At 31.8% G+C, this 25,919-nt stretch carries 24 protein-coding genes; 19 read left to right on the top strand and 5 right to left on the bottom strand.

Features of this window, described 5'->3' with window-relative positions:
- Positions 1-787: 787 nt before the first annotated feature.
- Positions 788-2,476, bottom strand: coding sequence for a RecQ family ATP-dependent DNA helicase (locus tag CFPG_RS00765; protein WP_265348017.1), 1,689 nt, complete (start codon positions 2,474-2,476; stop codon positions 788-790).
- 133 nt (positions 2,477-2,609) lie between these two features.
- Between CFPG_RS00765 and rpoN the strand changes: the two genes are divergently transcribed.
- The 7 genes from rpoN to def all read left to right on the top strand — a co-directional run bounded on the left by rpoN (position 2,610) and on the right by def (position 10,777).
- Positions 2,610-4,025: an RNA polymerase factor sigma-54 gene (gene rpoN / locus CFPG_RS00760; protein WP_012573165.1), complete on the top strand. Its 1,416-nt coding sequence runs from the start codon at positions 2,610-2,612 to the stop codon at positions 4,023-4,025.
- A gap of 183 nt (positions 4,026-4,208) precedes the next feature.
- Entirely contained in the window at positions 4,209-4,781 is a 573-nt protein-coding gene (gene ruvC / locus CFPG_RS00755) for a crossover junction endodeoxyribonuclease RuvC (RefSeq protein WP_012573164.1), read from the top strand.
- Positions 4,782-5,251: 470 nt separating this feature from the next.
- Positions 5,252-7,732: a ferrous iron transport protein B gene (feoB, locus tag CFPG_RS00750; RefSeq protein WP_012573163.1), complete on the top strand. Its 2,481-nt coding sequence runs from the start codon at positions 5,252-5,254 to the stop codon at positions 7,730-7,732.
- Positions 7,733-8,295: 563 nt separating this feature from the next.
- Positions 8,296-9,285 (top strand): FKBP-type peptidyl-prolyl cis-trans isomerase, encoded by a 990-nt coding sequence (locus CFPG_RS00745; protein WP_012573162.1) that lies wholly within the window; start codon positions 8,296-8,298, stop codon positions 9,283-9,285.
- On the top strand, positions 9,272-9,727 hold the full coding sequence (locus CFPG_RS00740) for an Lrp/AsnC family transcriptional regulator (RefSeq protein ID WP_012573161.1): 456 nt from the start codon (positions 9,272-9,274) through the stop codon (positions 9,725-9,727). The genes CFPG_RS00745 and CFPG_RS00740 overlap by 14 nt, the downstream gene beginning before the upstream one ends.
- Before the next feature lie 79 nt (positions 9,728-9,806).
- A complete protein-coding gene (ruvX, locus tag CFPG_RS00735) occupies positions 9,807-10,223 on the top strand; it encodes a Holliday junction resolvase RuvX (protein WP_012573160.1) in 417 nt (138 codons plus the stop codon).
- The gene (def, locus tag CFPG_RS00730) at positions 10,220-10,777 is read left to right on the top strand and encodes a peptide deformylase (protein WP_041572350.1); all 558 of its coding nucleotides are present in this window, start codon (positions 10,220-10,222) and stop codon (positions 10,775-10,777) included. The genes ruvX and def overlap by 4 nt, the downstream gene beginning before the upstream one ends.
- Here def and ispE read toward each other — a convergent pair.
- Positions 10,715-11,518 carry a 4-(cytidine 5'-diphospho)-2-C-methyl-D-erythritol kinase gene (ispE, locus tag CFPG_RS00725; protein WP_012573159.1) on the bottom strand — a complete coding sequence of 268 codons (804 nt, stop codon included), beginning with the start codon at positions 11,516-11,518 and terminating at the stop codon, positions 10,715-10,717. The two genes, def and ispE, sit on opposite strands and share 63 nt — an antisense overlap.
- A 162-nt stretch (positions 11,519-11,680) precedes the next feature.
- Here ispE and atpD point away from each other — a divergent pair, with 162 nt between their 5' ends.
- From atpD to pth, 5 genes are all read left to right on the top strand, one after another.
- Positions 11,681-13,183: a F0F1 ATP synthase subunit beta gene (gene atpD / locus CFPG_RS00720; protein WP_012573158.1), complete on the top strand. Its 1,503-nt coding sequence runs from the start codon at positions 11,681-11,683 to the stop codon at positions 13,181-13,183.
- Positions 13,184-13,189: 6 nt separating this feature from the next.
- Positions 13,190-13,423, top strand: a complete 234-nt coding sequence (locus CFPG_RS00715) for a F0F1 ATP synthase subunit epsilon (protein WP_012573157.1) — start codon at positions 13,190-13,192, stop codon at positions 13,421-13,423.
- Entirely contained in the window at positions 13,416-13,571 is a 156-nt protein-coding gene (locus CFPG_RS05425; RefSeq protein WP_265348016.1) for a hypothetical protein, read from the top strand. Before CFPG_RS00715 ends, CFPG_RS05425 begins: the two co-directional genes overlap by 8 nt.
- Positions 13,572-13,994: 423 nt before the next feature.
- Positions 13,995-14,564: a 50S ribosomal protein L25/general stress protein Ctc gene (locus CFPG_RS00710; RefSeq protein WP_012573156.1), complete on the top strand. Its 570-nt coding sequence runs from the start codon at positions 13,995-13,997 to the stop codon at positions 14,562-14,564.
- 4 nt (positions 14,565-14,568) lie between these two features.
- A complete protein-coding gene (gene pth, locus CFPG_RS00705) occupies positions 14,569-15,129 on the top strand; it encodes an aminoacyl-tRNA hydrolase (protein WP_012573155.1) in 561 nt (186 codons plus the stop codon).
- A gap of 335 nt (positions 15,130-15,464) precedes the next feature.
- Here pth and priA read toward each other — a convergent pair whose 3' ends face one another.
- The 3 genes from priA to der all read right to left on the bottom strand — a co-directional run bounded on the left by priA (position 15,465) and on the right by der (position 20,292).
- Positions 15,465-17,459, bottom strand: coding sequence for a replication restart helicase PriA (gene priA, locus CFPG_RS00700; protein WP_012573154.1), 1,995 nt, complete (start codon positions 17,457-17,459; stop codon positions 15,465-15,467).
- Between the two features lie 520 nt (positions 17,460-17,979).
- A complete protein-coding gene (locus tag CFPG_RS00695; RefSeq protein WP_012573153.1) occupies positions 17,980-18,576 on the bottom strand; it encodes a viroplasmin family protein in 597 nt (198 codons plus the stop codon).
- A gap of 402 nt (positions 18,577-18,978) precedes the next feature.
- Positions 18,979-20,292 carry a ribosome biogenesis GTPase Der gene (der, locus tag CFPG_RS00690; RefSeq protein WP_012573152.1) on the bottom strand — a complete coding sequence of 438 codons (1,314 nt, stop codon included), beginning with the start codon at positions 20,290-20,292 and terminating at the stop codon, positions 18,979-18,981.
- 147 nt (positions 20,293-20,439) lie between these two features.
- On the opposite strand from der, the gene CFPG_RS00685 reads away from it, so the two are divergent.
- From CFPG_RS00685 to dusB, 7 genes are all read left to right on the top strand, one after another.
- Positions 20,440-21,303 carry a 4-hydroxy-3-methylbut-2-enyl diphosphate reductase gene (locus CFPG_RS00685; RefSeq protein WP_012573151.1) on the top strand — a complete coding sequence of 288 codons (864 nt, stop codon included), beginning with the start codon at positions 20,440-20,442 and terminating at the stop codon, positions 21,301-21,303.
- Between the two features lie 390 nt (positions 21,304-21,693).
- Positions 21,694-21,936 carry a 50S ribosomal protein L28 gene (gene rpmB / locus CFPG_RS00680; RefSeq protein WP_012573150.1) on the top strand — a complete coding sequence of 81 codons (243 nt, stop codon included), beginning with the start codon at positions 21,694-21,696 and terminating at the stop codon, positions 21,934-21,936.
- A 2-nt stretch (positions 21,937-21,938) separates the two neighbouring features.
- Positions 21,939-22,127, top strand: a complete 189-nt coding sequence (rpmG, locus tag CFPG_RS00675; protein ID WP_012573149.1) for a 50S ribosomal protein L33 — start codon at positions 21,939-21,941, stop codon at positions 22,125-22,127.
- 12 nt (positions 22,128-22,139) lie between these two features.
- On the top strand, positions 22,140-22,292 hold the full coding sequence (locus CFPG_RS05275; RefSeq protein ID WP_012573148.1) for a DUF4295 domain-containing protein: 153 nt from the start codon (positions 22,140-22,142) through the stop codon (positions 22,290-22,292).
- Between the two features lie 138 nt (positions 22,293-22,430).
- Positions 22,431-23,390: a signal recognition particle-docking protein FtsY gene (ftsY, locus tag CFPG_RS00670; RefSeq protein WP_012573147.1), complete on the top strand. Its 960-nt coding sequence runs from the start codon at positions 22,431-22,433 to the stop codon at positions 23,388-23,390.
- 348 nt (positions 23,391-23,738) lie between these two features.
- Positions 23,739-24,890: an alanine racemase gene (alr, locus tag CFPG_RS00665; RefSeq protein WP_012573146.1), complete on the top strand. Its 1,152-nt coding sequence runs from the start codon at positions 23,739-23,741 to the stop codon at positions 24,888-24,890.
- Positions 24,877-25,899, top strand: a complete 1,023-nt coding sequence (gene dusB, locus CFPG_RS00660) for a tRNA dihydrouridine synthase DusB (RefSeq protein WP_012573145.1) — start codon at positions 24,877-24,879, stop codon at positions 25,897-25,899. Before alr ends, dusB begins: the two co-directional genes overlap by 14 nt.
- Positions 25,900-25,919 lie beyond the last annotated feature (20 nt).

The following is a 25,919-nucleotide window of genomic DNA, read 5'->3' as shown; positions in this document are numbered from 1 at the left end:
TGACAAAATCTTTGTACGAGGAGTTCCCCTATTACTTTTTTTAAATCTGTACAATGTTGAAAAATTATAATGATGCGAATATCATTGTAAGAATTCAATATTATATTATATTTTTCTGAATCCCGTCTGAGGTGTAAGTTGGGATTATAATAGCATTTAATTATGTATTTCTATAAGCTATTATCTCTTAATAGGTAATAGCTTCCGTTTTTGTACTATGGAATTTTTTTTTAAGCTTATTGTTGGGATATTCGCGTAAGAGGAATCGGTTTTCAGACGTGTTAAAGGTCTATTTTGAACTACTTGTACATAAAAAAATATTCCAGCACTCTTTTACGGAATTTACAGGAACAACAAGAGAATCATCAGTTTTTTTATTAAAAAATAAATAAAGCGATATTTGTGATGACTGAGAATTTATAGTGTATATAACTGGGAATTGAAGTGCATGGCTCAGGCTCATGTAAGAAGAAAATATTAGGGAGATTTAGAAAATAATGGATGAATAATTATCAAATAATGGAAAATGGAATTCTCGATTGCATCTAACGATTCAATAGTCTCTGTGAGAAAATGCGAACATGATGTTGATAGAAGCAATGGATGAATTGAAGCTTTCCAATTTTATAATAGTTGCAAAAATTCATATTAGTTTAGTGCATTGAGAAGAGTGTACTAATATGAGCTGCTATTTTCCAAATATTAGAATTATTTCCCATTTTCATGAAGGGATTGTTTAAATGCTTTATTTTAGGGATTGGAAGTAAAATATTGTCTTTCTAAAAAGTTATTGTTTTCTGGATAGACATACATCACACTGCCCGCAATTAGTGGCTTCTTTTTCTCCAAAAAAATTGAGCAAGAATTTGCTTCGACAAATGTTTGTGGATGTACTATAAGTGATTATATCATCTATTTTTTTTTTCAAACGATCCAAACGTTCTTCATAGGCATATGAAGGAATTTTCAAATATTTTGATTCCTCTCTATCTTGTAAAAAATAAATTGTTGGTACTTTTTTTATTGGCACATAATGAACAACATTCTGTAAAGAAAGTAATGTTAAACTTTCATACAATTCGTGAAGTGTTATATTTGCCCTTTGAGAGAGTAATTTTTCATTGATATAGGCATAATTTGTAAAAAGTCCGGTATAGGAACGAAGTAGAACCCGTATTATATTATCTAATGTGCTATTTGATTTTTCTATATTATATAATTCGTTTCTATCAATTTTAAAGATTAATTTGGACTGTTTGTCAGTTTCCTTTGTGTATTCTATATATTTTGACATGGCTAAAATTTTCAGTGCGTTATCTACATGAGTTATGTTGTAATGATAGGCACTACAAAACTGTTCTATAACAAAGTTGTGCTTTGTATTGATACCCATACCTATTCCTATTTCGTAAAAATAGGCTAGCTTTTCATATACGTCTTTTATAAATTCTTTTTCTGGAAATTCATCTTTAACTCGTTTTTTCAATAAAGATTCATCTTTATTAGAAAATAAGGCCACTGCATAGGATTTTCTCCCATCTCTACCTGCCCTTCCAGTTTCTTGAAAATATTCTTCCAAAGAAGAAGGTAGTTCAAAATGAATCACTATTTTTACGTCCGGTTTGTCTATACCCATGCCGAAGGCGTTTGTACAAACGATCACTTGGCATTGTCCAGATTTCCAATTATTTTGTTTTCTTATTTTTTCTTCAGTAGTTAGTCCTGAATGAAAAAAATCGGCTACAATACCTTGTCGTTGTAATTCTATTGTAATTTCTTTAGTTTTTTTACGACTTCGTACGTAGACAATTCCACTTCCAGAAATTTTTTTGAGAATTTTGACAATTTCAAAAAATTTGTCTTCTGTTCGGCGAACTACATAAGTGATGTTTTTTCTTTCAAGATTGCCACGAAAGACATTTTTTTTCTTAAAATGTAATTTTTCTTGGATGTCATCAATTACTTCAGGAGTAGCTGTAGCTGTTAAAGCCAAAACAGGAATATCTGGAAATAAATCCCGTAATTTCACAATTTGTAAATATGAGGGTCGAAAGTCGTATCCCCATTGCGAAATACAATGAGATTCATCTATTGCAATCATATAGATATTTATATTTTGCAATTTGGCTAGAAATAATTTCGTATTCACACGTTCAGGAGAAACGTAGAGAAACTTATAATTACTGAAGGTGCAGTTTTCGAGAATAACCATTATTTCTTGTTGGTTCATTCCTGAATGAATCATTGCGGCTTTAATGCCTTTTTGTCTCAAAGTATCTACTTGATCTTTCATTAAAGAAATAAGAGGAGTAACAACGATACAAATTCCTTCTGCATTTAAGGTTGGCACTTGAAAAGTTAATGATTTTCCTCCAGCGGTTGGCATCAAACCAAGTGTATCATTCTTCTTATAGATGGATGTAATAATTTCTTCTTGTAGGGGACGGAAAAAATCGTATCCCCAATACTGTTTCAAGATTTCGTAGAAGCTATTCATCATGATGAAATGGATAAGAGACAAAAGTAAAGGATTTTTTATATTTTTACCTTATATAAAAGAGATACTTGCTGTATTTTTGATAAAATACATACTGAAATATGGAGACTGAATGATTAAACAACAACTTTCGTATAAACAGCAACAAAAATTTTCTCCACAACAAATACAACAGACGAAACTGTTGGAACTTACTACTTTAGAGGTAGAAAATAGAATTAATGAAGAGTTGGAAGAAAATCCAGTATTAGAAGAAATTCCAGAACCTGATGAATATGGTTTACAAATAGAGAGATTGAATAAATCAGATACATTTTTGGGAGGTTCTTTAAGAGAAGATAATGTACATAGTTATAAATTTCAACAAAATGGTTCTCTTAATCGGTGGGAGATGGTTTATGCAGAACCCGAATCATTTCATGAATATCTTCTTAATCAGTTAAAACTAAAAGAATTATCTGAAGAAGAAATTAAAATAGGCCAATATATAATTGGCAATATGGATGATAATGGATACATTCGCCAGAGCTTTCAGACCTTATCCGATGATATATCTTTTCAGTATGGGCATGATGTATCTATATCCGAGATTAAGAAAGTTTTGGAATCTATTCAAGGATTAGATCCACCAGGTATAGGTGCGGGGGATTTGCAGGAGTGTTTGCTTTTGCAGTTGCGTAGAAAAAAGATAACACCAATACGTTGTCTAGTAATAGATATTTTGGAAAAACATTTTGCAATTTTTGCGAAAAAGCATTACGATAGTCTTTGTAAGATATACAATATATCCAAGGAGAATTTAAAAGATGTGATTAGAGAAGTTGCTCTTTTAAATCCTAAACCCGGGAATATTTGTGAAAGCAGCATGGAATCTAAATTGGCACATATTATACCTGATTTTATTGTAGAAATAATAGATGGAAAATTAATTTTCACAATGGCAAAAAGAAATATGCCTACTTTGAAAGTAAATGAAGGATATAGTGAGATATTATCGAATAATGTTGGCAACAAAAGTTTAAAAAAGAGAGAAGTGGTTGCTTTTGTCAAAAAAAAAATAAATTCAGCTCAATGGTTCATAGATGCAATCAAACAGCGTAATACTACTTTGTATAATACAATGCTTGCTATTATTGAATTGCAGCAAGATTTTTTTTTGACTGGAGAAGAGCAGGCGTTGAAACCAATGAAATTAAAGGATGTTTCCCAACTGTGTGGTTATGATATTTCTACTGTTTCAAGAGCAACTATTAACAAATATATTCAGAGTGATTGGGGTATTTATCCATTACGATTTTTCTTTTCTGAAGCTATGATAAATGAGGAGGGAGAGGAAATATCTACTCGTGAAATTAAAGCTATCTTGAAATTTTTTATAAAAACTGAGGATAAAAAAAATCCATTTACTGATGATGTTTTGGCGAATTTGTTGAAAAAGAAAGGTTATAATATTGCCCGTCGAACGGTGGCCAAGTACCGTGAACAGTTAAATATTCCAGTTTCACGGCTCCGTAAGGGAGTTGGATAGCATGAATGTGTGGCCTCTGTACATAAATACTACTGAAAGCTAAATTACTTTTGAATTTATTTTAGTATTAAAAGTTAATATTAAAAGTTTTGATAAAATTAGATAGAAAATATAATTATATAATAATTGGTAAAGTATTATATGGCACAAGATTGTATAAATATGGGACCAATTAATGAAACTATGAGAGAAGAGAGGATTATTTTGGGTGTAGATCCGGGTACTTCTGTGATGGGATATGGCTTAATTCGAATATCTGAGGGTAACCCTTTTTTGCTAAAAATGGAAGTTTTTAAATTGAATAAAAGTGAAAGCCACTATAAACGTCTTCTTCATATTTTTAATAAAATTCTTGAATTGATAGATGAGTTTTTTCCTAACGAATTAGCAATCGAATCTCCTTTTTTGGGACAAAATGTACAGAGTATGCTTAAATTGGGACGAGTTCAAGGAGTGGTAATAGCAGCAGCCATGTCTCGTAGTATCTCTGTCTATGAATATACTCCTCTTAAAATAAAAATGGCAGTTACTGGTAATGGACGAGCCTCAAAGGAACAAGTAGCAGGTATATTGCGAAATTATTTAAGACTTTCAAAAGATAGGACTCAGTTAGATGAATATCTCTCTTTGGATGCTACTGATGGTTTAGCTACAGCATTATGTCATTTTTTTCAAGGCCCTTGTCCTGTTTCGGAAACTCGATACGTTAGTTGGAAAGATTTTCTTAAAAGAAATACTAAAAAGATAAGAAAATGATTGCTTTTTTGATGGCATACTTGGAGGAATTATTCCCTTTTCAAAATGTGTGGATGTCATTTTTCTCTATAAAAATATAGAAGAGAGCTTTGTCTAAGTTTTTTTTGTGTTATAAATTAACATACTATCAGTATGTTAGTCTTCAAAAAAGACTATAGAATGATTCAAGAGACTTATTCAAACTAATAAAGGAGAACTTAATATATAGTAATTTGAGTTCCTTTTCCGCTTACAACAGGCTTAAGTATAATATTAGGATAAGAATCTCTGATATCGTTAATATTTTTCAATATCATGAAAATGGAATTTTAGAATGTTGATATAGTTTTTTAATGAGATTCGGTGTTTTTAATGATTTTATCATTTCTGGTGGGGGAATTAGTAATTACTGCAAAAGTGATAACCATGATTAATAAGAGAACCTATTCATATATAGTTATATTTAATGGGATTTGTTTACATTTATCGATATGAGATTATCAGATTTACTTCCTGGACAAAAGGGAATTATCGTTAAAGTTCGTGGGCGTGGATATTTCCGGAAACGAATTATGGAAATGGGGTTTGTGTATGGACAGGAGGTAGAAACGATTGTTAAAGCACCATTACAAGACCCAACGCAATACAAAGTGATGGATTATGAAGTTTCTCTCAGAGAGAGTGAAGCTGAATTAATAGAGGTAGTCACAGAAGGAGAAATCAATATATATTCGCAAGAAAGACATCATCATTTTGATAAAGTATATGATGGATACAGAAGGAGCTTCTACCATTCTTTAGTTACAGATTCTGATAAATTATTGAAAATAGCAAGTGAGCAAAGGCATATAATTAATGTGCTATTAGTTGGCAATCCCAATTCTGGTAAAACTTCGCTGTTTAATGTAGCAGCAGGGAAGCACGAGCGTGTTGGTAATTACAGTGGCGTTACAGTTAACGCTAAAGAAGGAAGGATCAAATATAAAGATTATATATTCAATCTTGTGGATTTGCCAGGAACGTATTCATTATCAACTTGTTCTCCCGAGGAGGTATGTGTTCGTAAACAGATTTTTGAATCTCCTCCGGATGTTATTATCAATGTAGTAGCAGCGTCTAATTTGAAACGAAATCTTTATTTAACTACTCAATTGATAGATATAGATGCTTCTATGGTTATTGCTTTGAATATGTATGATGAATTGAAAAAATCTGGAGATATATTTGATCACGAACATCTAGCAGAAATGATAGGGTGTCCGATTGTTCCGACTGTTGCCAGGTTAGGGAGAGGTATCAAAGAACTTTTTGATAAAGTCATAGAAATCTATGAAGGGAAAAGTTCTATTGCTCGGCATATTCATATTAATTATGGTACAGAGATAGAAACAGAAATTCAGCATATCAAAGATGTAATTTGTAAAGAAGATATTTTAGGTAGAGATATTTCACGTCGTTATTTGAGTATTCAGTTGTTGGAATATGACAAAATTGCAGAAATGACTATTCAACATTCCCCTAATATAAATGAGATATTAGCTGAACGCGATATTCGTGCTCAATATATTGAAAATGATTTTAGAGAAAATACTGAAACAGTTTTTGCAAATGCTCGTTATGGATTTATACGAGGCGCATTAAAGGAAACGTATCAAAAAGGGAAAAATGATCGACTGAGGCTAACTCATCTCATAGATAGGATAGTTATGCATAAGTTTTGGAGTTATCCTATATTTTTTATGTTAATGTTCATTATGTTTGAATGTACCTTTTCCTTTGGTAGATATCCGATGAAATGGATTGAGTGGATAATAAACAGAATGGATGAATATGTTGAGATCTATATGATGGATGGGGCTTTGAAAGAGTTGCTCGTCAATGGAATTATTGGAGGAGTTGGTAATGTTATTTTATTTCTTCCAAATATTATTATTCTATATCTTTTTATATCTCTCATGGAAGATACGGGTTATATGGCACGTGCTGCCTTTATTATGGATAAATTGATGCATAAAATAGGGTTGCACGGTAAATCATTTATTCCACTTGTCATGGGATTTGGATGTAATGTTCCAGCTATTATGAATACTAGAGTAATAGAAGGTTACAGTACACGCTTGATCACTATGTTGATTAATCCGTTAATATCTTGTTCGGCACGTTTGCCAATTTATATTCTTTTAATAGGTGCTTTTTCACGTAATTATGGTGGATTGATACTTTTTTTATTATATGTTACTGGGATACTTTTGGTTGTATTAATGTCTCTCTTGTTTAAAAAGTTTTTAATAAAGGATGAAAATTTACCATTTGTAATGGAACTTCCTCCTTATCGTTTACCTACATGGAATGCAATACGACGCCATGTATGGAGTAGGATTTCTCAGTATTTGAGAAAGATGGGTGGAATTATTTTGATTGCTGCGATTGTGATTTGGTTTTTAGAATATTATCCGCAAAATGAAAAAAGGAATCAATATTATGAAAGGAAGATAACTAAACTTGTTTTGCAAGCTGGGAGTGAAGAGCAAATTTCATATATTCGAATGCAACAAAATGAAGAACAAAAACGAAATTCTTTTATTGGTTGCATTGGTTGTTTCATTGAACCCTTAGTTAGACCCTTGGGATTTGATTGGAAAATCGCTACTTGTCTTATTTCTGGAATACCAGCTAAAGAAATTATAATAAGTACTTTAGGAATTCTTTATACTAATGCTAAAAATGGGAATTCTTCATTAAAACAATGTTTGCAAATGGAATTGGATACAAATGGTAATCCAGTATTTTCTCCATCGAAAACATTGAGTTTATTATTTTTTGTTTTGTTATACTTCCCCTGTATTGCAACTATTGCATCTATTAAGAACGAGTCGGGGAAATGGGAATGGGCATTATTTGCTGTGGGCTATACAACTTTATTGGCTTGGATTATTAGCTTCGTAATTTACCGAGTTAGTTCACTGTTTTAAGTTAAAAAACTTGGATGGATATGTAGAAAATTATACTTCCATTTTTTTGCAAAAAAATAAGTAAGGAACTATTTTTACTTACAATTTTTTTTATCTATAAATGGTAAATAAAGGTGATTATTCTATTTAAGAAACTTTAATGACATATTAAGGATGTATGTATCATATTGATATTATATTTAGGTTTCTTATTCAAGAGTGGTTTTAGGAGATTTATTATACGTCGTGTTGACTAGAAAACTTGTCAAGATTTATGACAAGTCTTGAGATAGGATCCTGTTGTCAGATCAGAATGGCGGGTTGTGCCTTGTATAGATATGTCTCGTATGGCGAATTACAAATACGATAAAATTTTTAAATCTTATTTTAAGGATCTTTTCAGAGTTATATTTTGACTGTTATCAACAGATAACTTTTTATTATAGATTTTGTGAAATGTTGAGTTATTGTTTAATTGGTTTCGTAAACAGTTTACATTTTTTTAGGGGAGTTTTCTTTGTAAGTGGAATTTTGTTCTTAATTTACATAACTATATAAACATAACTATATAAAGTGATTTGAAGATGAGAAAGTTATTAAATATCTATTTTTACACGATTGGACATTTGGCTGTCTTAGTTAATAATAAAAAGAAACTTCTGGCTATTTTTTGTTCTTTATTTTTTTTGTTATTGGTTATCTTGGCATTTGCATTATTTTTTTGTAAAAAGCAAATTACAAAAGTAAATCTGAGGACTAATATTGATTCGGTTTCTTATGCCCAAGGAGTCTTGTATGCCTATCAAGTGAAGGATATATTTACTCAATTGAAATTAGATGAAACAAATAGAACTGATTTTATCAGAGGTTTTCAGGAAGGTTTTCGAATAAACTCTAAAAATAAAAAAGAAAATGCTTTTGTAGTTGGTAAAATGATTGGGTATCAAATAGGGACGTTGTTTATACCATATTTTAATGAACGATTATTTGGTGATGACTCTACGCAAACCATGAGTAGGGAGAATTTGTTGGCTGGTTATATTTCCACTGTTAAAAATGATAGTAGTACTCTTTTTACTAAAGAAGAAGCTCGAACATATTCTGTGAATACCATTGAGAGTATAAGGAAAAATAGTACTGAGAAACGGTATAGGAATATAAGAAGAGAAAATTTGGATTTTCTTGAGAAAAATAAGTCTAACAAGGGGGTTATTGTATTGTCTAGTGGGTTACAATACAAAGTGATAAAAGAAAAAGAAGGGCGGAAGCCGATGATTAATGATGTGGTGAGGATAGATTATCGTGGAACGAATATTAAAGGTGAAGTTTTTGATAGTTCTATTGAAAGTGGTGAACCAGTAGAATTTTCATTAAATAATAAAGAAGTGATTGAAGGTTGGAAAGAAGGCATTCGATTGATGAGTGTAGGTTCTAAATATATTTTCTATATTCCTTATTATCTTGCTTACGGGGACCAATACAAAGGAGATATTATTGTTCCATATTCCACTCTTATTTTTGAAGTAGAATTACGTGAGATTGTAAAAAAGACTAAAAGCAATGGGAAAAATTGAGGAATTAGATAAAAAAATTCTGAAAGTTATTTCCCAGAATGCACGTATCTCATTCAGAGATGTAGCAGAAATCTGTGAGGTGTCTAGAGCGGCTGTTCATCAGCATATTCAAAAAATGATGAAATTGAAATTGATTGTCAGTTCTAGCTATCAAATTGACCCCCAACTTTTGGGCTATAGTACTTGTGCTTTTATTGGAGTAAAATTAGAGCGTGGATCTATGTATAAAGATGTGTTTCCTGAGTTGGAAAAAATTCCTGAAGTAGTAGAATGTCATTTTACAACAGGTCCTTACACTATGTTAATAAAATTGTACGCAAAAGATAACGAGCAGTTTATGGAATTGTTAAACAGTCGGATACAAGAGATTCCAGGTGTTATCTCTACAGAAACATTGATTTCTCTACGTCAGAGTTTCAAGCGAAAAATTCCGATTATTTAAGTATGTTACCAAATGCTGTTTATTTATTGAAGTATTAATATTGATTTTTTTTATAGAAAAGGGAGTCCTATTGGTAACTATGGGTCGAATAGTCGCAATTGATTATGGAGAGAAACGAACAGGTTTTGCAATTTCTGATCCTTTGAAGATGATCGTGAGTTCTTTTGTTACTGTATTGAGTCGTAAAGCGGTTATGTATCTTAAAAATTGTACTGAAAATTATGATATAGAATTATTTGTACTAGGGGAACCTAGACAAATGGATTATACTCCTTCAGAAAATATGCCAAGAGTAGAAAAATTCAAAAGAAACTTGCGAAGAGTAATCCCATCTATTGATGTGCAAATGGTAGATGAACGATTCACTTCTGTTTTAGCTCATCGGATAATGATTGAGGGAGGGGTGAAAAAAATAAAAAGACAAGATAAGGGATTAGTAGATAGATTGAGTGCAGCTATCTTATTACAAACTTATTTGGAATTTTTGAGGAAATGATACTTCCAATTTACTTATACGGTCATCCTATGCTGAATAAAAAGACACAGGATATTCCTTTGGATTATCCTCGTTTAGGAGATTTATTAAACAATATGTTTGAAACCATGTACAATGCGGAAGGAGTCGGTATCGCCGCACCCCAAATTGGGGTTGAATACCGAGTCTTCATAGTAGATTTGAGTCTCTATGCAGGGAGAGGCATCGATTATAACAATTTTAAAAAGGTCTTTATCAACCCGCAAGTAATAGAAAGGATTGGCAACAAGATTTCTATACAAGAGGGTTGTCTTTCAATTCCAAATATTTGCGAAAAAGTAATACGGAATGATAAAATAAGAATAAAATATTTTAATGAAAATCTTCAATTACAAGACGATATTTTTGTGGATTATCCAGCACGTGTTATTCAGCATGAGTATGATCATTTGAATGGTATTCTTTTTACCAATTATATTGTAGGTATTCGTAAACAAATGATCCGCAATAAGTTAGATAAAATTATGAATGGAAAAATTGAATGTTCCTATCGGACGGTAAGGTTTTTTAAATAACCCATAAACTGAAGATCCTGATCCAGACATACTTGCGTAAATGGCACCTTGATTGTATAGTTCTTGTTTTATTTCTCTTATTTCAGGATAAAGGGGGAATATGTCTTCTTCAAAATCATTAACTAAACGATTTTTCCATTTATCTACTGGATAATGAATAATATCCGTAAGAGATTCCCTAGGTGTATGAGATACTACTATATTAGTATATGCTTCTGATGTTGAAATGTGAATATTCGTAGTTACTAAGGCCAGATTATATTTTTTGAGATCTAACTCTATTGGGGTAAAGATGTTTCCTATTCCTTTGGCAAATACTGGTTTATTTCGAATAAAGAATGGACAATCTGACCCTAATTGTTTTGCGTAAGCTTCTAATTCTTCAATAGATAGACACAAATTAGCAAGATTACTTAATAAGTAAAGCATAAAAGACGCATCACTACTTCCTCCTCCGAGTCCTGCTCCTATAGGAATGTTTTTGCGAAGATGAATTGTTATTTCTGGTAGGTTATAATGTTTTTTCAATAATTGGTATGCTTTCATTACCAGATTATTTGATACTTTGCAGTCCATTGGTATTCCACTTTGGATGAATTTTGTTTGAGTTGCAGAAACAATTTCTAAAATATCGCACAAATCAATGGGACAAAAAATTGTTTCTATATCGTGGTAACCATCTGATCTTCGTGCAATTACATGGAGACCCAAATTGATTTTAGCATTTGGAAAAGCAATCATGTCGAAATGTACAAAATAAACTTATTAATTGAGGTATATTCTGTTGATTTTGTGGATAGCACTTTTTTTTTTAAGTTCTTTATAAAATTTATAGATTATTTTTATTTTCATCATGATGTTCATTACCTTTGCCTGTTCTGACTCTTGTACTAATTGTGTACTATGCCTGAAAACTTTGGATATATTTCGCAAGTAATAGGTTCTGTTGTCGATGTTTCTTATCGATACACAAGTGGTGGTCTACCTAAGATTAATGATGCATTGCAAATAACTCACTCTAATGGTAAGGTGTTAATTGTTGAAGTACAGCAGCATATTGGTGAGGATACGGTTCGTGCGGTAGCTATGGATTCTACTGATGGTATTTCACGTGGGATGAAAGCTGTTAATTTAGGTAGGCCCATATCGATGCCTATAGGGAATCAAGTAAAAGGGCGACTTCTGAATGTCATTGGTGAAACTATTGATGGCATGAAGTGTCTGTCTTATGAAAATACAAAATCCATTCATTGCGATCCGCCTAAGTTTAAAGATCTTTCTACTTCTGTCGAAGTCCTTTTCACTGGGATTAAAGTGATAGATTTGCTTGCACCTTACTTGAAAGGAGGGAAAATTGGGTTGTTTGGTGGTGCTGGAGTAGGGAAAACTGTATTGATAATGGAGTTAATCAACAATATTGCTAAAAAACACAACGGATTTTCCGTATTTGCTGGAGTAGGAGAACGTACGCGAGAGGGGAACGATTTACTTCGTGAAATGATAGAGTCGGGAGTTATTCGTTATGGGAAAGAATTCGAAGAAGGGATGAGGTTGGGAGAATGGGATTTATCCAAAATAGATTATGAAGAATTGAAGAAATCGCAGGCAACTTTAGTTTTTGGTCAAATGAATGAACCCCCCGGTGCTCGTTCTTCGGTAGTTTTATCTGGTTTGACTATTGCTGAGGCTTTTCGTGATCAATCAGGAAGTGATGGACATGATGTATTGTTTTTTATAGATAATATTTTTCGTTTTACACAAGCTGGTTCTGAAGTATCAGCTCTTTTGGGGCGCATGCCTTCGGCAGTTGGATATCAGCCGACATTGGCAACAGAAATGGGTAAAATGCAAGAACGTATTACTTCAACCAAAAATGGATCGATTACCTCTATTCAGGCGGTGTATGTGCCAGCAGATGATTTAACAGACCCTGCACCGGCTACTACGTTTACTTTTCTTGATGCAACTACTGTGTTGGATAGAAAAATATTCGAATTGGGAATTTATCCAGCAGTAGATCCCTTGAATTCCGTATCACGTATTTTAGATCCAAATGTCTTAGGACAAGAACATTATGATACTGCTCAAAAAGTAAAACAGTTGCTTCAACGTTATAAAGAATTACAGGATATTATTGCTATCTTGGGTATGGAGGAATTGTCAGAGGAAGATAAGCTTGTTGTAAATCGTGCTCGTCGTGTACAACGCTTCTTATCTCAACCTTTCTTTATGGCAGAGGCATTTTCTGGTATTCCAGGTGTAATGGTTTCAAGAGAAGATACTATCAAAGGATTTAATATGCTTATGAATGGAGACGTAGATTATCTTCCTGAACAGGCATTTCTTAATGTCGGAACTATTGAGGATGCTATTGAAAAGGGAAAGAAATTAACTGCATTAACGTAGTATTTTATGATATTAAATATTCTGTCTCCTGAGAAAATCCTTTATGAAGGGAAAGTTGAGCTTGTTACTTTACCTGGGATAAATGGGGCATTTACGGTCCTTGATAGGCACGCTCCTATTATTTCTACTTTGAACAAAGGGTATATAATTTATCAGATATCTGGGGAAAGTGTATCAGTAAATATTGAAGGAGGATTTGTTGAGAAGAAAGGTGACATAATAACAATTTGTATTGAGTAATATTGCTAATATTTTGAGAGAGAGTGCTAGAGAGAGTGCTTCGGGAAGTGAGAAGGGCAAATATGGGTGGGATGTGGATATTTCGGATTTTTTATATGTCTGTAAAGAAAGAGGGTTCTTTGGAAGGGGGGAAGGTAGAGAGAGATGAGAAGGGAAGTGGGTGAGCATAGTGCCAAATTATCTGATAGAATTAGAATGGAAGAAGGCCAGGAAGATTAACTCTTTGATCAAAGATAGATAAAAAAATGGAAGTTGGACCTAATCTTTTTGGTAATCTTATATTCTTGTGCAAATCTTCTAAAAAACCATGTCTGAATAGACATACTAAGATAAGAGCGAATTAAGGACATGTTGTTTTTTTCAAGGCGGGGATATACCTAAATCAGCGATAATATTTTTTGTTATTAATGAGTAAGGAAATTACATAGAAGGAGGCATTTAAGAAGTTTCAAGGTGTACTAACTTATGAGTTAAGAAAATAGTTATATTATATGATGGCCTTGTCACGTTGAGATGCACTCTGTCCGGAACGATATAGTCTCAATTTTTAGTAATACAAAATAATTAGGCAATGAAAACATTTCAATTAAAAGGATTTAGGAGGGATTTTCTTGGTAAAAAAGCGGTAAAAGCGTATCGTAAAGAATCGTTGATTCCATGTGTGTTATATGGTGGTAATGAAAATGTAATACATTTTAATGTTTTTAGAGAAAATCTTCGTAAGTTGGTATACACTCCCGATGTATTTATTGTAAATTTGTGCATTGAAGAGAAGTTGTATCTTTCTATTTTGAAGGAGATACAATTTCATCCGGTGAATGATGAAATATTGCATGTGGATTTTTTACGAATATTTAAAAATAAACCTGTGATTATTGAGATACCAGTCGTATTGGAAGGTTTAGCAGAAGGGATAAAAGCAGGCGGAAAACTTTGTAGTGAAATGCGGAAATTGAAAGTCAAAGGGTTTTATAAAGATTTTCCTGAAAGATTGGTAATTAATGTGGAAAATTTAGAATTGGGTAAAACTATTCAAGTGGGAAAGTTGTCTTTCGATAACTTAGAACTGTTAAATGCAAAAGATAATGTGGTAGCGTCTGTTAAATTAACTCGTACCGCTCGTAGTACTGTTTCCCAGTAAGCGTATGAAATATTTAGTTGCAGGGCTAGGTAATGTTGGACAAAAATATGAAAATAGTCGTCATAACATTGGTTTTATGATATTAGATGCTTTAGCTAAAGCATCCAGTGTTGTTTTTACAGACAAGTGTTATGGTGCTATAGCATCATTAAAATTGAAAAACAAATGTCTTTTTTTACTTAAGCCTTCTACTTACATGAATTTAAGTGGGAATGCCATTCGTTACTGGCTACAAAAAGAAAATATATATTCAGAAAATTTACTTATACTGGTAGACGACCTGTCTTTGCCATTTGGTTCTTTACGTCTCAAAACTAAAGGTAGTGATGGCGGACACAATGGATTAAAGAATATTCAATATACTTTGAGAACAAAGTATTACAATCGTTTGCGTTTTGGTATCGGTAATAATTTTCCATCGGGTTGTCAAATTAATTATGTACTAGATAATTTCACAAAAGAAGAGAAAAAACATCTCTCCGAGAGAATTGAGAAGGCAATAGAAATAGTCTATAGTTTTTGTCTTTCTGGATCAGAAATAACAATGAATTTGTTTAATAAATAAACAAATAAAAATACGAGTAAGATTTAATCAAATTTTACTAACAGTAGTTATAAGAGTATAGATAGTTTAGACTTCGTGGTTTCTCCTTATTTACTTGCTTTAAAAAGCAATAAATTTTTATTCTTATTTAAGAGTCAGATTATCATTTTTTGTTTGTATGAAAAACATTACTTTCTGAAAATTCTTAAAAGTGTAAGATTCTTGAATCGGAATGGACGAATTGACCATCATCATAGATGGATAGTCAATTCTTTCTTAAAGAGTTATCTTAAATTTAGATGGTTTTTTATCTAATCCATATAGATGATTTTAGTTTTAATCCGATACCCCTTTTCTTATATAGGATCCACATCATAATGGATGATAACACGCCTAAGGCCTGCTGTCTTAAGTATTTTTGTGTGAATTCCTTCTAGTATCTTACGCAAAGCAATCGATGAAGCGTTGACTTCAATTTTCAAAAGTATTTTCCGAATATAAAGACCTTTTATTTTTCCCACTATAGGTTTGTCATGACCCACTACTCTATCTCCTAGTTTTTCTTGCAATAAATGAACATACTTGTCAGATACTTTGCAAAGTAATTCTTCCCTTTTGTGATAAAGCAGAATATGTATTAATCGAGAAAATGGTGGGTATTTAAATAGTATTCGTTCTTCTATTTGCATATCATACATTCCTTTATAGTTTTGTTGTAAAACTATTTTAATCAATGGATGATTTGGATGAGAAGTTTGGAGTATGAGTTCGCCTTGAGTTCGCTGTCTTTTCACCTTTTCTACCATTTGCAATATTAGTTGGTAGGTTCGTTCATATGCTCTAAAATCCGGAAAATTCATTAAAGTATCAACATCAAGTATACCAATTAAGCCAACTTTATTTATATTCAATCCTTTATAAATTATTTGTGTTCCGATTAGAATTTGTATTTGTCCACTTTCGAAATTGGAAATAGTTTTTTTTAAAGATTTCTTCACCTTAGTCGTATCAAGATCCATGCGAGCAACTGATGCACCAGGGAAAAGTACCTGGACTTCTTCTTCTACCTTTTCTGTTCCATAACCGATTGATTGTAAATTAAGATTACCACACCTAAAGCATTTGTTAGGTAATAAATAGTTCCTTCCACAATAATGGCAAGTTAGTCGATCACTCTCTTTATGATAAGTAAGATTAATATCGCAAAAATGACATTTAGGAGTCCAATTACAAGCTTTGCAAAAAATACATGGTGCAAAGCCTCGCCGATTTTGGAATAAAATCACCTGTTCCCCATTTTTTAATTTTTGTTTCATGTGTTCTATGAGCAAGGGAGAAAAGATAGTTTTCATTTTCCTTTTCCGTTTCAATTCTTTTACATCTATTGAAATAATAGGTAATGGTTTGGTTTTCTTTAAATATTCATTTGAATTGATATAACTATATTTATCTATTTGAACATTATAGAACGATTCTATTGAAGGAGTAGCACTTCCCAGAATTACTTTAGAATTGTGTATAGTTGCTAAAACAATAGCTGCATTGCGAGCATGATAATAAGGAGCAATTTTTTGTTGTTTATAGCTTGAGTCATGTTCTTCATCTATAATGATTAGTCCTAAATTTTTAAAGGGTAAAAATATGGAAGAATGAACTCCTAATATAATCTGATATTGCTTGTCACTTAAAAGATTATTCCAAATTTCCATTCGTTTATTCAAATTTACTTTTGAATGGTAAACATCTAGTTGTTCACCAAAGAACTGTTTTAAATGGTTAGTGATTTGTCTTGTTAAAGCAATTTCTGGTAAAAGATACAATACTTGCCTGTTTTGTTTCAAAGTTCTTTCGATAAGATGAATATAAATTTCTATTTCTCCCAAAGAAATATTTTTATGTAAAAGACATACATCTTTTTTTTGAAAGTTTTCCACAATTTGGTCAAATATCTTTTTCTGCAGTTCATTCAATTTAGAGAATGGTTGTGGTATTATTTTGCATCTTTCCGATTGTTTTTCTTTCATATGAAAAGATGAAGGTAGTGCTGTTTTAAAAACATTACCTAAAGTACATAAATAATAATTCGAAATCCATTGCCAGAAACGTAGTTGTGATTGTCGAATAGCAGGTCGAGAACTTTCCACTGATAGTATTGGCTTTATCTTTTCTACATTGATAGTCGAAGGTAGAATTTGTTCAATACATAAAACTAATCCACGGTGATATTTGTTGTACTCTCCAAAGCCAACCACCACTAAGCTGCCAATCATAATTTGTGATTCCATTTCAGTAGGCACAAAGTAAGTGAATGTACCATTTAGAGGTAACGGTAAAATAACTTCTATATACAAAAATGACTTTTATTTAATTAAATAGAATCTTAGGCAAAAGATTTTTTACTGAATAGTATCCAATTGTAATTAACGTTTAACGGTAAGGCCTTGAATGATCGCATCAATATCTCAATCCATCTTCGAACTTTTAAAAACCTGTTTATTATCCATAATACTTAGACAGTTTCTGAATTTACATAAATATCTGCAGTTATGAAAAAATCCCGTACTCCTGTAATGCTAGGTATAAACAGAGTGTAATCTACAATTAGGCTCAAAAGGAATTTTAATTGCTATCTGTTTGTTTGTAATTCTTAAGATTGAATCTCTGCTTTAGGTTTAACTTAACTTAACTTAACTTAACTTAACTTAACTTAACTTAACAACAATTAAAAATAATTATTTCTCTCATAGAGCCCGATCTGCACAAAGCACATTAGATCTGGTGCCATATTCGTAAAAAAATGAATATTTTACTGTATGATATACAAAAATATATGTTTTCAAATCTTTTCAAACTCTTATTTGTGATAAGGTATTATTTTTTCCTATTAAAATCTGCAAAAATCTCGCCCCATTTTTTAGTATTCCATTTAAGGATACGAGTTATATAGCTGTTATTTTTCAACCATTTTTCCGCTCTTTCAATCAGATCAAAGATTGGTTTATTATTTTTACAAAGCTCTAATTTAGTTCGACATTTTTTATTTTGAACCCATATGATAGCGATTTTACTATCGGAATAAATAGGCATAGAAAATTTTTGTTGTTTGAGCCATATCAAACCATGTACAATTGCGAGAAATTCCCCTATATTATTAGTCCCTTCTTGGAATGGTCCTGAATGAAACACTTCTTCTTTTGTTTTTGTGTAAACACCTCGATATTCCATATTTCCCGGGTTGCCACTACAAGCTGCGTCTACAGACAAACTATGGTAGTCAATTTCATTTAGTGTATCTTTTTTCTTGCATATCTTTCTTCTTATATAAAGTTTGGGATCAGACTTATATGCTTCTTCAGCTTCTTCACATGAAAAGAAAGATTTATATAATGGTCTATTAAATCTATCTATTTGTTTTTTACACTCATTCCATGTTTCATAAATGCCTGGTTCAATTCCTTCCCAGACCACATACCATTTCTGTTTCGAATTGTTTTTCACACAAGTAAATGAGTAAAGATAAATATAATAAAAGTGTTATCTGGAGGAATTATTCATTGAAAATTAAAATTCATGACACTTTTATTGTCTAATTCTAAACAAGCTATATTGTTCAGCAAATCTTTTCTGTAGATAAAAACTAAATCAATATAATAAATAGATAAGATTATATTAATATCCCCTTAGATAGATTTTTTTATTTAAACACCTGCCTCATATTATTGTTTTATCAAAAAAATGATTAGTTATCATAAAATCCTGCATAAATTAATATCTTAAGCAGTAGGGTCTTATTCGAATTATGATAAGGAGGAGGAGCTATCTCTTTTTGAACTAAGTCACTACTCGCAGACATTCCAATAGACAGTCTATCTATTTTTCTCGCATAAAAATATTAATAGGAGTTCCAGTTAGTTTCCAATTTTTTCGCATTTGGTTTTCGAGAAATCGTTTGTAAGGAGTTTTTATCCATTTAGGAAGATTGCAAAAGAAAACAAAGCTTGGAATAATTGTATTTGTAAGCTGCGTAACATATTTTATTCGTACTACTTTACCTTTATTAATGGGAGGTGGTGTTTTTGCTATTATTGGAAGCAAAATCCTATTCAATTGAGATGTAGGAATTTTAATTTGACGAATATCATAGACTTCTTTGGCAACCTGTAATATTTTATATATTCGTTTTTTAGTTTGTGCTGAAGAAAAAATAATGGGAACATCTGTAAAAGGAGCAGTTCGTTGACGAATGGCGTTTTCAAAAGTGTATATAGTCTTTGGGTTTTTGTTTTGAATCAAATCCCATTTATTGACTACTATTATTAGGCCTTTCTCATTTTTTTGTATTATAGAAAAAATATTGATATCTTGGGCCATAATACATTGTGTAGCATCAATTAGCAAGATACAAATGTCCGAACTTTCAATAGAACGAATGGCTCGTATGATGGAGTAGTATTCGGAATTTTCTTCTACCTTTTTTTTCTTGCAGATTCCGGCGGTATCTACTAGATAAAACTTCAATCCAAATTTATCATAAAGTGTATAAATTGAATCTCGAGTAGTTCCTGCAATGTTTGTAACAATATTTCGTTCTTCATTTGTAAGGGCATTAATGAGAGAAGATTTGCCAACATTAGGTTTTCCGACAATTGCAATAGCCGGAATTGTGATTTCTGGTTTATTATCGACTTTTTTAGTAAAATTAGAAATAAGGTAGTCTAATAATTCTCCTGTCCCCGAACCATTAATTGCAGATACATTGTAGGGATCGCCTAATCCAAGTGCATAAAACTCTGCTGATTGAGCATAAAGTTTATAGTTATCAGCCTTATTGGAGACAAGAATAACTAGTTTTTTTTCTCTGCGAAGTAGAGCAGCTATTTGTTGGTCTAAATCAGTTGTTCCATGAATAACGTCTACTAAAAATAAAATAATATCAGCTTCTTCAATGGCAATTTGAACTTGTTTATTGATTTCTTCTTCAAAAATGTCATCGGAATTCAACACCCATCCTCCTGTGTCAATGATAGAAAAAATTTGACCACACCATTCTACCTTACTGTATTGGCGGTCTCGAGTTGTACCTTCCTCCTCATCCACAATAGCTTGGTGACTTTGCGTCAAACGGTTAAATAAGGTTGATTTACCTACATTGGGACGACCAACAATTGCTACTATATTATTCATAAGATCCAGGAAATGAAATTAGTGACTTGGGAGACACAATTATGTAATAAAACCAAATGATAATAAACCAGGTGTTTATTATTGAAAAAACAAATATAAATGGTTTCTATATATTCTACTTATTTTGTTAGCACAATCGTTGATAAAATGAAAACAATTGAGATAGACTGTGATTCTGGATTTTGTTTTGGAGTAATGAGTGCGATTCAAAGAGCTGAAAAAGAATTGATAACTAATGATGAATTGTATTGTCTGGGTGATATTGTTCATAATAGTCAGGAAGTAGTTAGGCTACAAAAGAAAGGACTAAAAATTATTAATCACGAAGAATTAGGTAGGATATACAATAAAAAAGTATTATTTCGTGCACATGGTGAACCACCTTCTACTTACGAAGTAGCCAATCAAAATAGTATTCATATTATAGATGCTACTTGCCCAGTTGTATTACAACTACAAAAAAAGATTCAGAAGATATATCAATCGTTTGCCAACACAAAATCACAGATTGTGCTATTTGGTAGGTCCAAACATGCTGAAGTGAGTGCTCTTGTAGGACAAACCAATGGGAATGCAATTGTAATTGAAAGTAAAAATGACATTCAACAGATAGATTTTGCTAAAAATATTTATCTGTTTTCGCAAACTACTATGTTTGTGGATGATTTTAAAGAGATTGTTAAAGAAATAGAAAATAAAATAATTCATCCAATAATATTCTCTTCGTTCAATACAATTTGTCACCAGATGGTGAATCGGATAAATCATATTCGTAAGTTTGCTGTACAACACAATCTTCTACTATTTGTAGCAGGGGATAATAGTTCTAATGGTACGATATTATTCAACGAGTGCAGAAGAGCTAATTTGAATACTTATCTTATTTCTGATGAAAAAGATATTCAATCTGAATGGTTCAATGGAATCAAATCAGTAGGTATTTGCGGAGCTACTTCTACACCCAAGTGGTTGATGGAAAAGATTGCTTTATCGCTAATCCCATTTCATTGATTTATTCCATCTAAATTCATCAAGATGAGAAAGTTGCATATATCGTAATATAATTAAGCTTTTTTAGTTTGTAGTACACTAAAAAGAAAAAGATAATTGACTAATTAATTAGAGAAAGATATTTGTGTTTATATATGAAAATGCTATTTGAAACATATTATAAAGTGTCAAATCATCCCATGTATTGTTATGATTAATTATTGAAACTTATTCCGATTACATACGGATCAAATTGCTTGATGAATTGTTGAAAAAGATTTCTCACAATTATTTTTGTTATTATTTATGATCTATGGAATTGGGCGTAATAAATTTTTGAATAGAAAAATACGTATCTTTGCACGCGGGGTGGTGTGTAAGTCAATTTATGTTGAAAAATTGTATTAATGTATGTCAAGAATTTGTCAAATTACAAGGAAAAAATCGATGAAGGGGAATAGTGTTGCCCATTCTAACCATAAAACGAGAAGAAAATTTAATGTTAATTTTTTTTCTAAAAGATTCTATTGGGTAGAAAAGGATTGCTGGATAAAACTTAATATCTCTGCTAATGGTTTACGAACGATAAATAAAATTGGGTTAGATGCGGCTATTAAACAGGCGTCTAAGAAAGGTTATTTAATTATACAATAGAAATGGCAAAAAAGGTAAAGGGGAACAGAGTACAAGTAGTTTTGGAGTGTGCAGAACATAAAGAAAGTGGTTTGCCAGGTACTTCTCGTTATATTACTACGAAGAATAAAAAAAACACAACAACTAGATTGGAACTTAAAAAATACAATCCCATCTTAAAAAAGATGACTCTTCATAAAGAGATCAAATAAAAAATAAGGATTATGGCAAAAAAAACTATTGCAGGATATCGTGAAAAAACTGAAGGCCGTTCTTATTCGAAAGTGATTAAAATGCTTAAATCTTCTAAAACAGGGGCATATATTTTTAAGGAAGAAATAATTCCGAACGAAGCTGTAAAAGATTTTTTCAAATAAATATGAATTATAGGTCAGAATATTTTTATACTTGATTATTGGAATTTGCGTTAAAAGTCATTTTTCGATCTTAGATTTGAAAAGGAAGTGAATGGATTTTCTATGACTTCTTTAACAAAGCATTATGCAATTATATTCATGAGTTTTTTAAGTTTTTTCCCAAAAGACAAGGAAAAGAAAAAAAGTTTGGCTGAGGGTCTATTAAAAACCAGAGAAAGTCTATTTAGAAAGATAGCAAGATCCGTTGCTGGTAAATCCAAAATAGATAGAGAGTTACTTGATAATCTGGAAGAAATATTAATAGATTCAGATATGGGTGTCAAGACAACATTGCAAATTATTGAGAGGATAGAAAATAGAACCATACGAGGTAGATATGCTAATATTGATGAATTAACACCTATTCTCATAGAAGAAATTGTTTCTATGCTACAGGACAATGATGTGGAGGAAGTGGAAGACTTTGTAATTCCCGATAGTAAAAAACCTTATGTCATCATGGTAGTAGGTGTTAATGGCGTGGGGAAAACGACTACTATTGGCAAATTAGCTTATCATTTTAAAAAGAAAGATAAAAGAATTTTTTTGGGAGCTGCTGATACATTTCGAGCTGCCGCTGTGGAACAATTAAATGTTTGGAGTGAACGTGTTGGTGTCCCTATTGTGAAACAGAGAATGGGTGCTGATCCTGCTTCTGTAGTTCATGATACATTAACATCAGCAATTGCCAACAATGCTGATATAGTTATCATTGATACGGCTGGACGCCTTCATAACAAGATTGGTTTGATGAATGAATTAACTAAGATCAAAAATGTTATAAAAAAAATAATTCCTTATGCTCCTCATGAAATATTATTAGTATTGGATAGTTCAACTGGACAAAATGCATACAATCAGGCAGAAAAATTTTCTAAAGCAACTGAAATAACATCCTTAGCAATTACTAAATTGGATGGAACAGCAAAAGGGGGCGTAGTTGTAGGTATTTCAAACCAATTGCAAGTTCCAGTAAAATATATTGGAATTGGAGAAAGATTGGAAGACTTGCAAATTTTTAGAAAAAGGGAATTTGTTAATTCTTTATTTGGGAGCTAGATAAACGTAGTAAAGTTGGTGCATTATTGTCTTTAGGAATGCTAAAAATTTAGCAGACACCTATGATATATCGACATATTAGCTTATTGCTAATGAAAAAACTTTAGTTCAATAATTTTCGGGTTCACAAAAGTAATATTTTACTATTTTACTTTGTTTTTATCGAAACATTACATTATGCAGAAGAAGTAGTTTTTTAGTGGTTGGTTTATCTTTGATTGATAGTACGAAAATCATGAATCAAAATTTGCATTACCAGTATAACAAAGTTATTAATATCTTTCTTGTCTCGTAGCGACGTTTGCACTTGTCTGGAGTGCGATGAAAGAAAAAGAGTAGAATAAGATTATGCTTTGCAGAGAGAAGATAGATGATTATACTATACTTGAAGTTAATCTTAAGGCTATAATTGATAATTTCAATTATTTTCGCTCTTTATTGAAACGTGATACGAAAATCATTTGTATGGTCAAAGCTAATGGGTATGGAATAGGGTCCTACGAATTATCAAAAACCTTACAAAATAATGGAGCCGACATTTTGGCAGTCGCCTTGGCAGATGAGGGGGTCTATCTTCGAAAAAAGGGGATTCATTTACCTATATTGGTGATGAATACTGAAAAATATTCATTAAACAAAATATTCCAATACAACCTTCATCCATGTATATATAACCAAAATATACTCGATGCAACTATTGTTGAAACAAAAAAGCAAGATATTCTACACTATCCAATCCATCTAAAAATAGACACTGGGATGCATCGTTTTGGGTTTAATCCCGAGGAAATTCCGGATGTAGCTAAAATTCTTAAAAATCAAAATAATGTTTTTGTACAGTCTATATTTTCTCATCTTGCTGCAACTGCAGATCCCTTTCTGGATTATTTTACTAATCAACAGATAAAATTATTTATTTATTTGTCTAAGCAATTGGAACAATTGTTAGGTTATCAATGTCAACGACATATTCTTAATTCTGCTGGTATAGAACGTTTTCCTGATGCCCAATTTGATATGGTACGTTTGGGAATCGGATTATATGGAATTTCTGTTTGTACTTTTTCGCATACTATGGGGAAAGATAGGCCATATGGTGTAAAACCCGTTGCAGTACTTAAAACTCGTATATTGCAAATACGAGAAATAAAAAAAGGAGAAACTGTAGGATATAATCGTAACGGTATATTAGATAGAGACTCGTTCGTCGCTTGCCTTCCAGTTGGTTATGCCGATGGATTAAATCGTCATTTAGGAAACCGTTGCTGTCAAGTTTTCATTGGTGGACACTTGTGTCCTATTATCGGAAATATTTGTATGGATAGTTGCATTATAGATATTACGGACATTACAAACAAAAAAATTGTGGAAGGAGATGAGGTTGAGATTTTCGGTAAACATATAACTATTAATTTTTTAGCTAAAAAGCTCCAAACCATTCCTTACGAAATATTAACATCTATTTCTCAACGAGTTAAAAGAGTATATGTCAAGATATAATTATTCTTTACCTTTTGATTTTCAATCTTCTTCTAATAGACTTGTATTTCTTGCTCCTATGGAGGGCGTTACAAATGTTTATTTTCGGTCTCTTTGTAAATCATTCGGGGCAGATATGGTCTATACAGAATTTATTTCGGCAGATGCTTTAATTCGTCATGTAGACAAAATTCAAGGGAAATTGAAGATTATTAATTCTGAACATCCCATTGCAGTGCAAATTTATGGGCAAGACAAAGATACAATGGTTGAGGCTGCACGCATTTGCGAAGAAATGCAGCCTGATTTTTTAGATTTGAATTTCGGATGTCCGGTAAAAAAAATAGTCAGAAGAAATGCTGGTGCAGGAATGCTTCGTGTTCCAAAAAAAATGATTGAAATAACACAACAAGTAGTTCATTCTGTAAATATTCCTATAACGGTAAAAACTCGTTTGGGGTGGGATGAAAATAGTAAAATTATTGTTGATTTGGCAGAAAGATTGCAGGATACGGGCATTGCTTTGCTAACTATTCATGGACGAACTGGTTCACAAATGTATTCAGGTAAAGCTGATTGGAATTTAATTGGAGCAGTAAAAAATAATCCCCGTATGTACATTCCCATTTGTGGTAATGGTGACATTGTATCTCCTCAACAGTGTGAGCAAGCATTTAATCGCTATGGAGTAGATGCAGTTATGATAGGAAGAGCATCAATTGGTGCTCCTTGGATTTTTCAAGAAGTAAAATATTATTTGAAATATAATGATCTTGCACCTAAAAAGTCGTTTGAATACTATTTATCTGTATTGAAACAGCAAATTTTGCAAAGTGTATCTCAATTGGGTGAAAGACAGGGTATTTTGAATAGTCGGAGACACATTGTTGCAAGTCCACTTTTTAAGAAAATGTCCAATTTTAAATTAACGAAAATAGCTATGCTTCAGGCAATAACAGTATCTTCACTTTTTGAGATAATGGATAATATTTCCAATTGGGCTAAGAGTGAATTTGGTACAAATTGTTAAACCAAATAATAGTGTAATTG

This window comes from Candidatus Azobacteroides pseudotrichonymphae genomovar. CFP2, from assembly GCF_000010645.1.
GTDB lineage: Bacteria > Bacteroidota > Bacteroidia > Bacteroidales > Azobacteroidaceae > Azobacteroides > Azobacteroides pseudotrichonymphae.
The sequence above is the reverse complement of the archived record's forward strand: the minus strand, read 5'-3'. Positions and strand labels throughout refer to the sequence as shown.

Excerpts from the sequence above, each read along its gene's own strand:
- rpoN (WP_012573165.1), top strand. The coding sequence starts at position 2,610 with ATGATTAAACAACAACTTTCGTATAAACAGCAACAAAAATTTTCTCCA.
- ruvC (WP_012573164.1), top strand. The coding sequence starts at position 4,209 with ATGAGAGAAGAGAGGATTATTTTGGGTGTAGATCCGGGTACTTCTGTG.
- feoB (WP_012573163.1), top strand. The coding sequence starts at position 5,252 with ATGAGATTATCAGATTTACTTCCTGGACAAAAGGGAATTATCGTTAAA.
- CFPG_RS00745 (WP_012573162.1), top strand. The coding sequence starts at position 8,296 with ATGAGAAAGTTATTAAATATCTATTTTTACACGATTGGACATTTGGCT.
- CFPG_RS00740 (WP_012573161.1), top strand. The coding sequence starts at position 9,272 with ATGGGAAAAATTGAGGAATTAGATAAAAAAATTCTGAAAGTTATTTCC.
- ruvX (WP_012573160.1), top strand. The coding sequence starts at position 9,807 with ATGGGTCGAATAGTCGCAATTGATTATGGAGAGAAACGAACAGGTTTT.
- def (WP_041572350.1), top strand. The coding sequence starts at position 10,220 with ATGATACTTCCAATTTACTTATACGGTCATCCTATGCTGAATAAAAAG.
- ispE (WP_012573159.1), bottom strand. The coding sequence starts at position 11,518 with ATGATTGCTTTTCCAAATGCTAAAATCAATTTGGGTCTCCATGTAATT.
- atpD (WP_012573158.1), top strand. The coding sequence starts at position 11,681 with ATGCCTGAAAACTTTGGATATATTTCGCAAGTAATAGGTTCTGTTGTC.
- CFPG_RS00715 (WP_012573157.1), top strand. The coding sequence starts at position 13,190 with ATGATATTAAATATTCTGTCTCCTGAGAAAATCCTTTATGAAGGGAAA.
- CFPG_RS00710 (WP_012573156.1), top strand. The coding sequence starts at position 13,995 with ATGAAAACATTTCAATTAAAAGGATTTAGGAGGGATTTTCTTGGTAAA.
- pth (WP_012573155.1), top strand. The coding sequence starts at position 14,569 with ATGAAATATTTAGTTGCAGGGCTAGGTAATGTTGGACAAAAATATGAA.
- der (WP_012573152.1), bottom strand. The coding sequence starts at position 20,292 with ATGAATAATATAGTAGCAATTGTTGGTCGTCCCAATGTAGGTAAATCA.
- CFPG_RS00685 (WP_012573151.1), top strand. The coding sequence starts at position 20,440 with ATGAAAACAATTGAGATAGACTGTGATTCTGGATTTTGTTTTGGAGTA.
- rpmB (WP_012573150.1), top strand. The coding sequence starts at position 21,694 with ATGTCAAGAATTTGTCAAATTACAAGGAAAAAATCGATGAAGGGGAAT.
- rpmG (WP_012573149.1), top strand. The coding sequence starts at position 21,939 with ATGGCAAAAAAGGTAAAGGGGAACAGAGTACAAGTAGTTTTGGAGTGT.
- CFPG_RS05275 (WP_012573148.1), top strand. The coding sequence starts at position 22,140 with ATGGCAAAAAAAACTATTGCAGGATATCGTGAAAAAACTGAAGGCCGT.
- ftsY (WP_012573147.1), top strand. The coding sequence starts at position 22,431 with ATGAGTTTTTTAAGTTTTTTCCCAAAAGACAAGGAAAAGAAAAAAAGT.
- alr (WP_012573146.1), top strand. The coding sequence starts at position 23,739 with ATGCTTTGCAGAGAGAAGATAGATGATTATACTATACTTGAAGTTAAT.
- dusB (WP_012573145.1), top strand. The coding sequence starts at position 24,877 with ATGTCAAGATATAATTATTCTTTACCTTTTGATTTTCAATCTTCTTCT.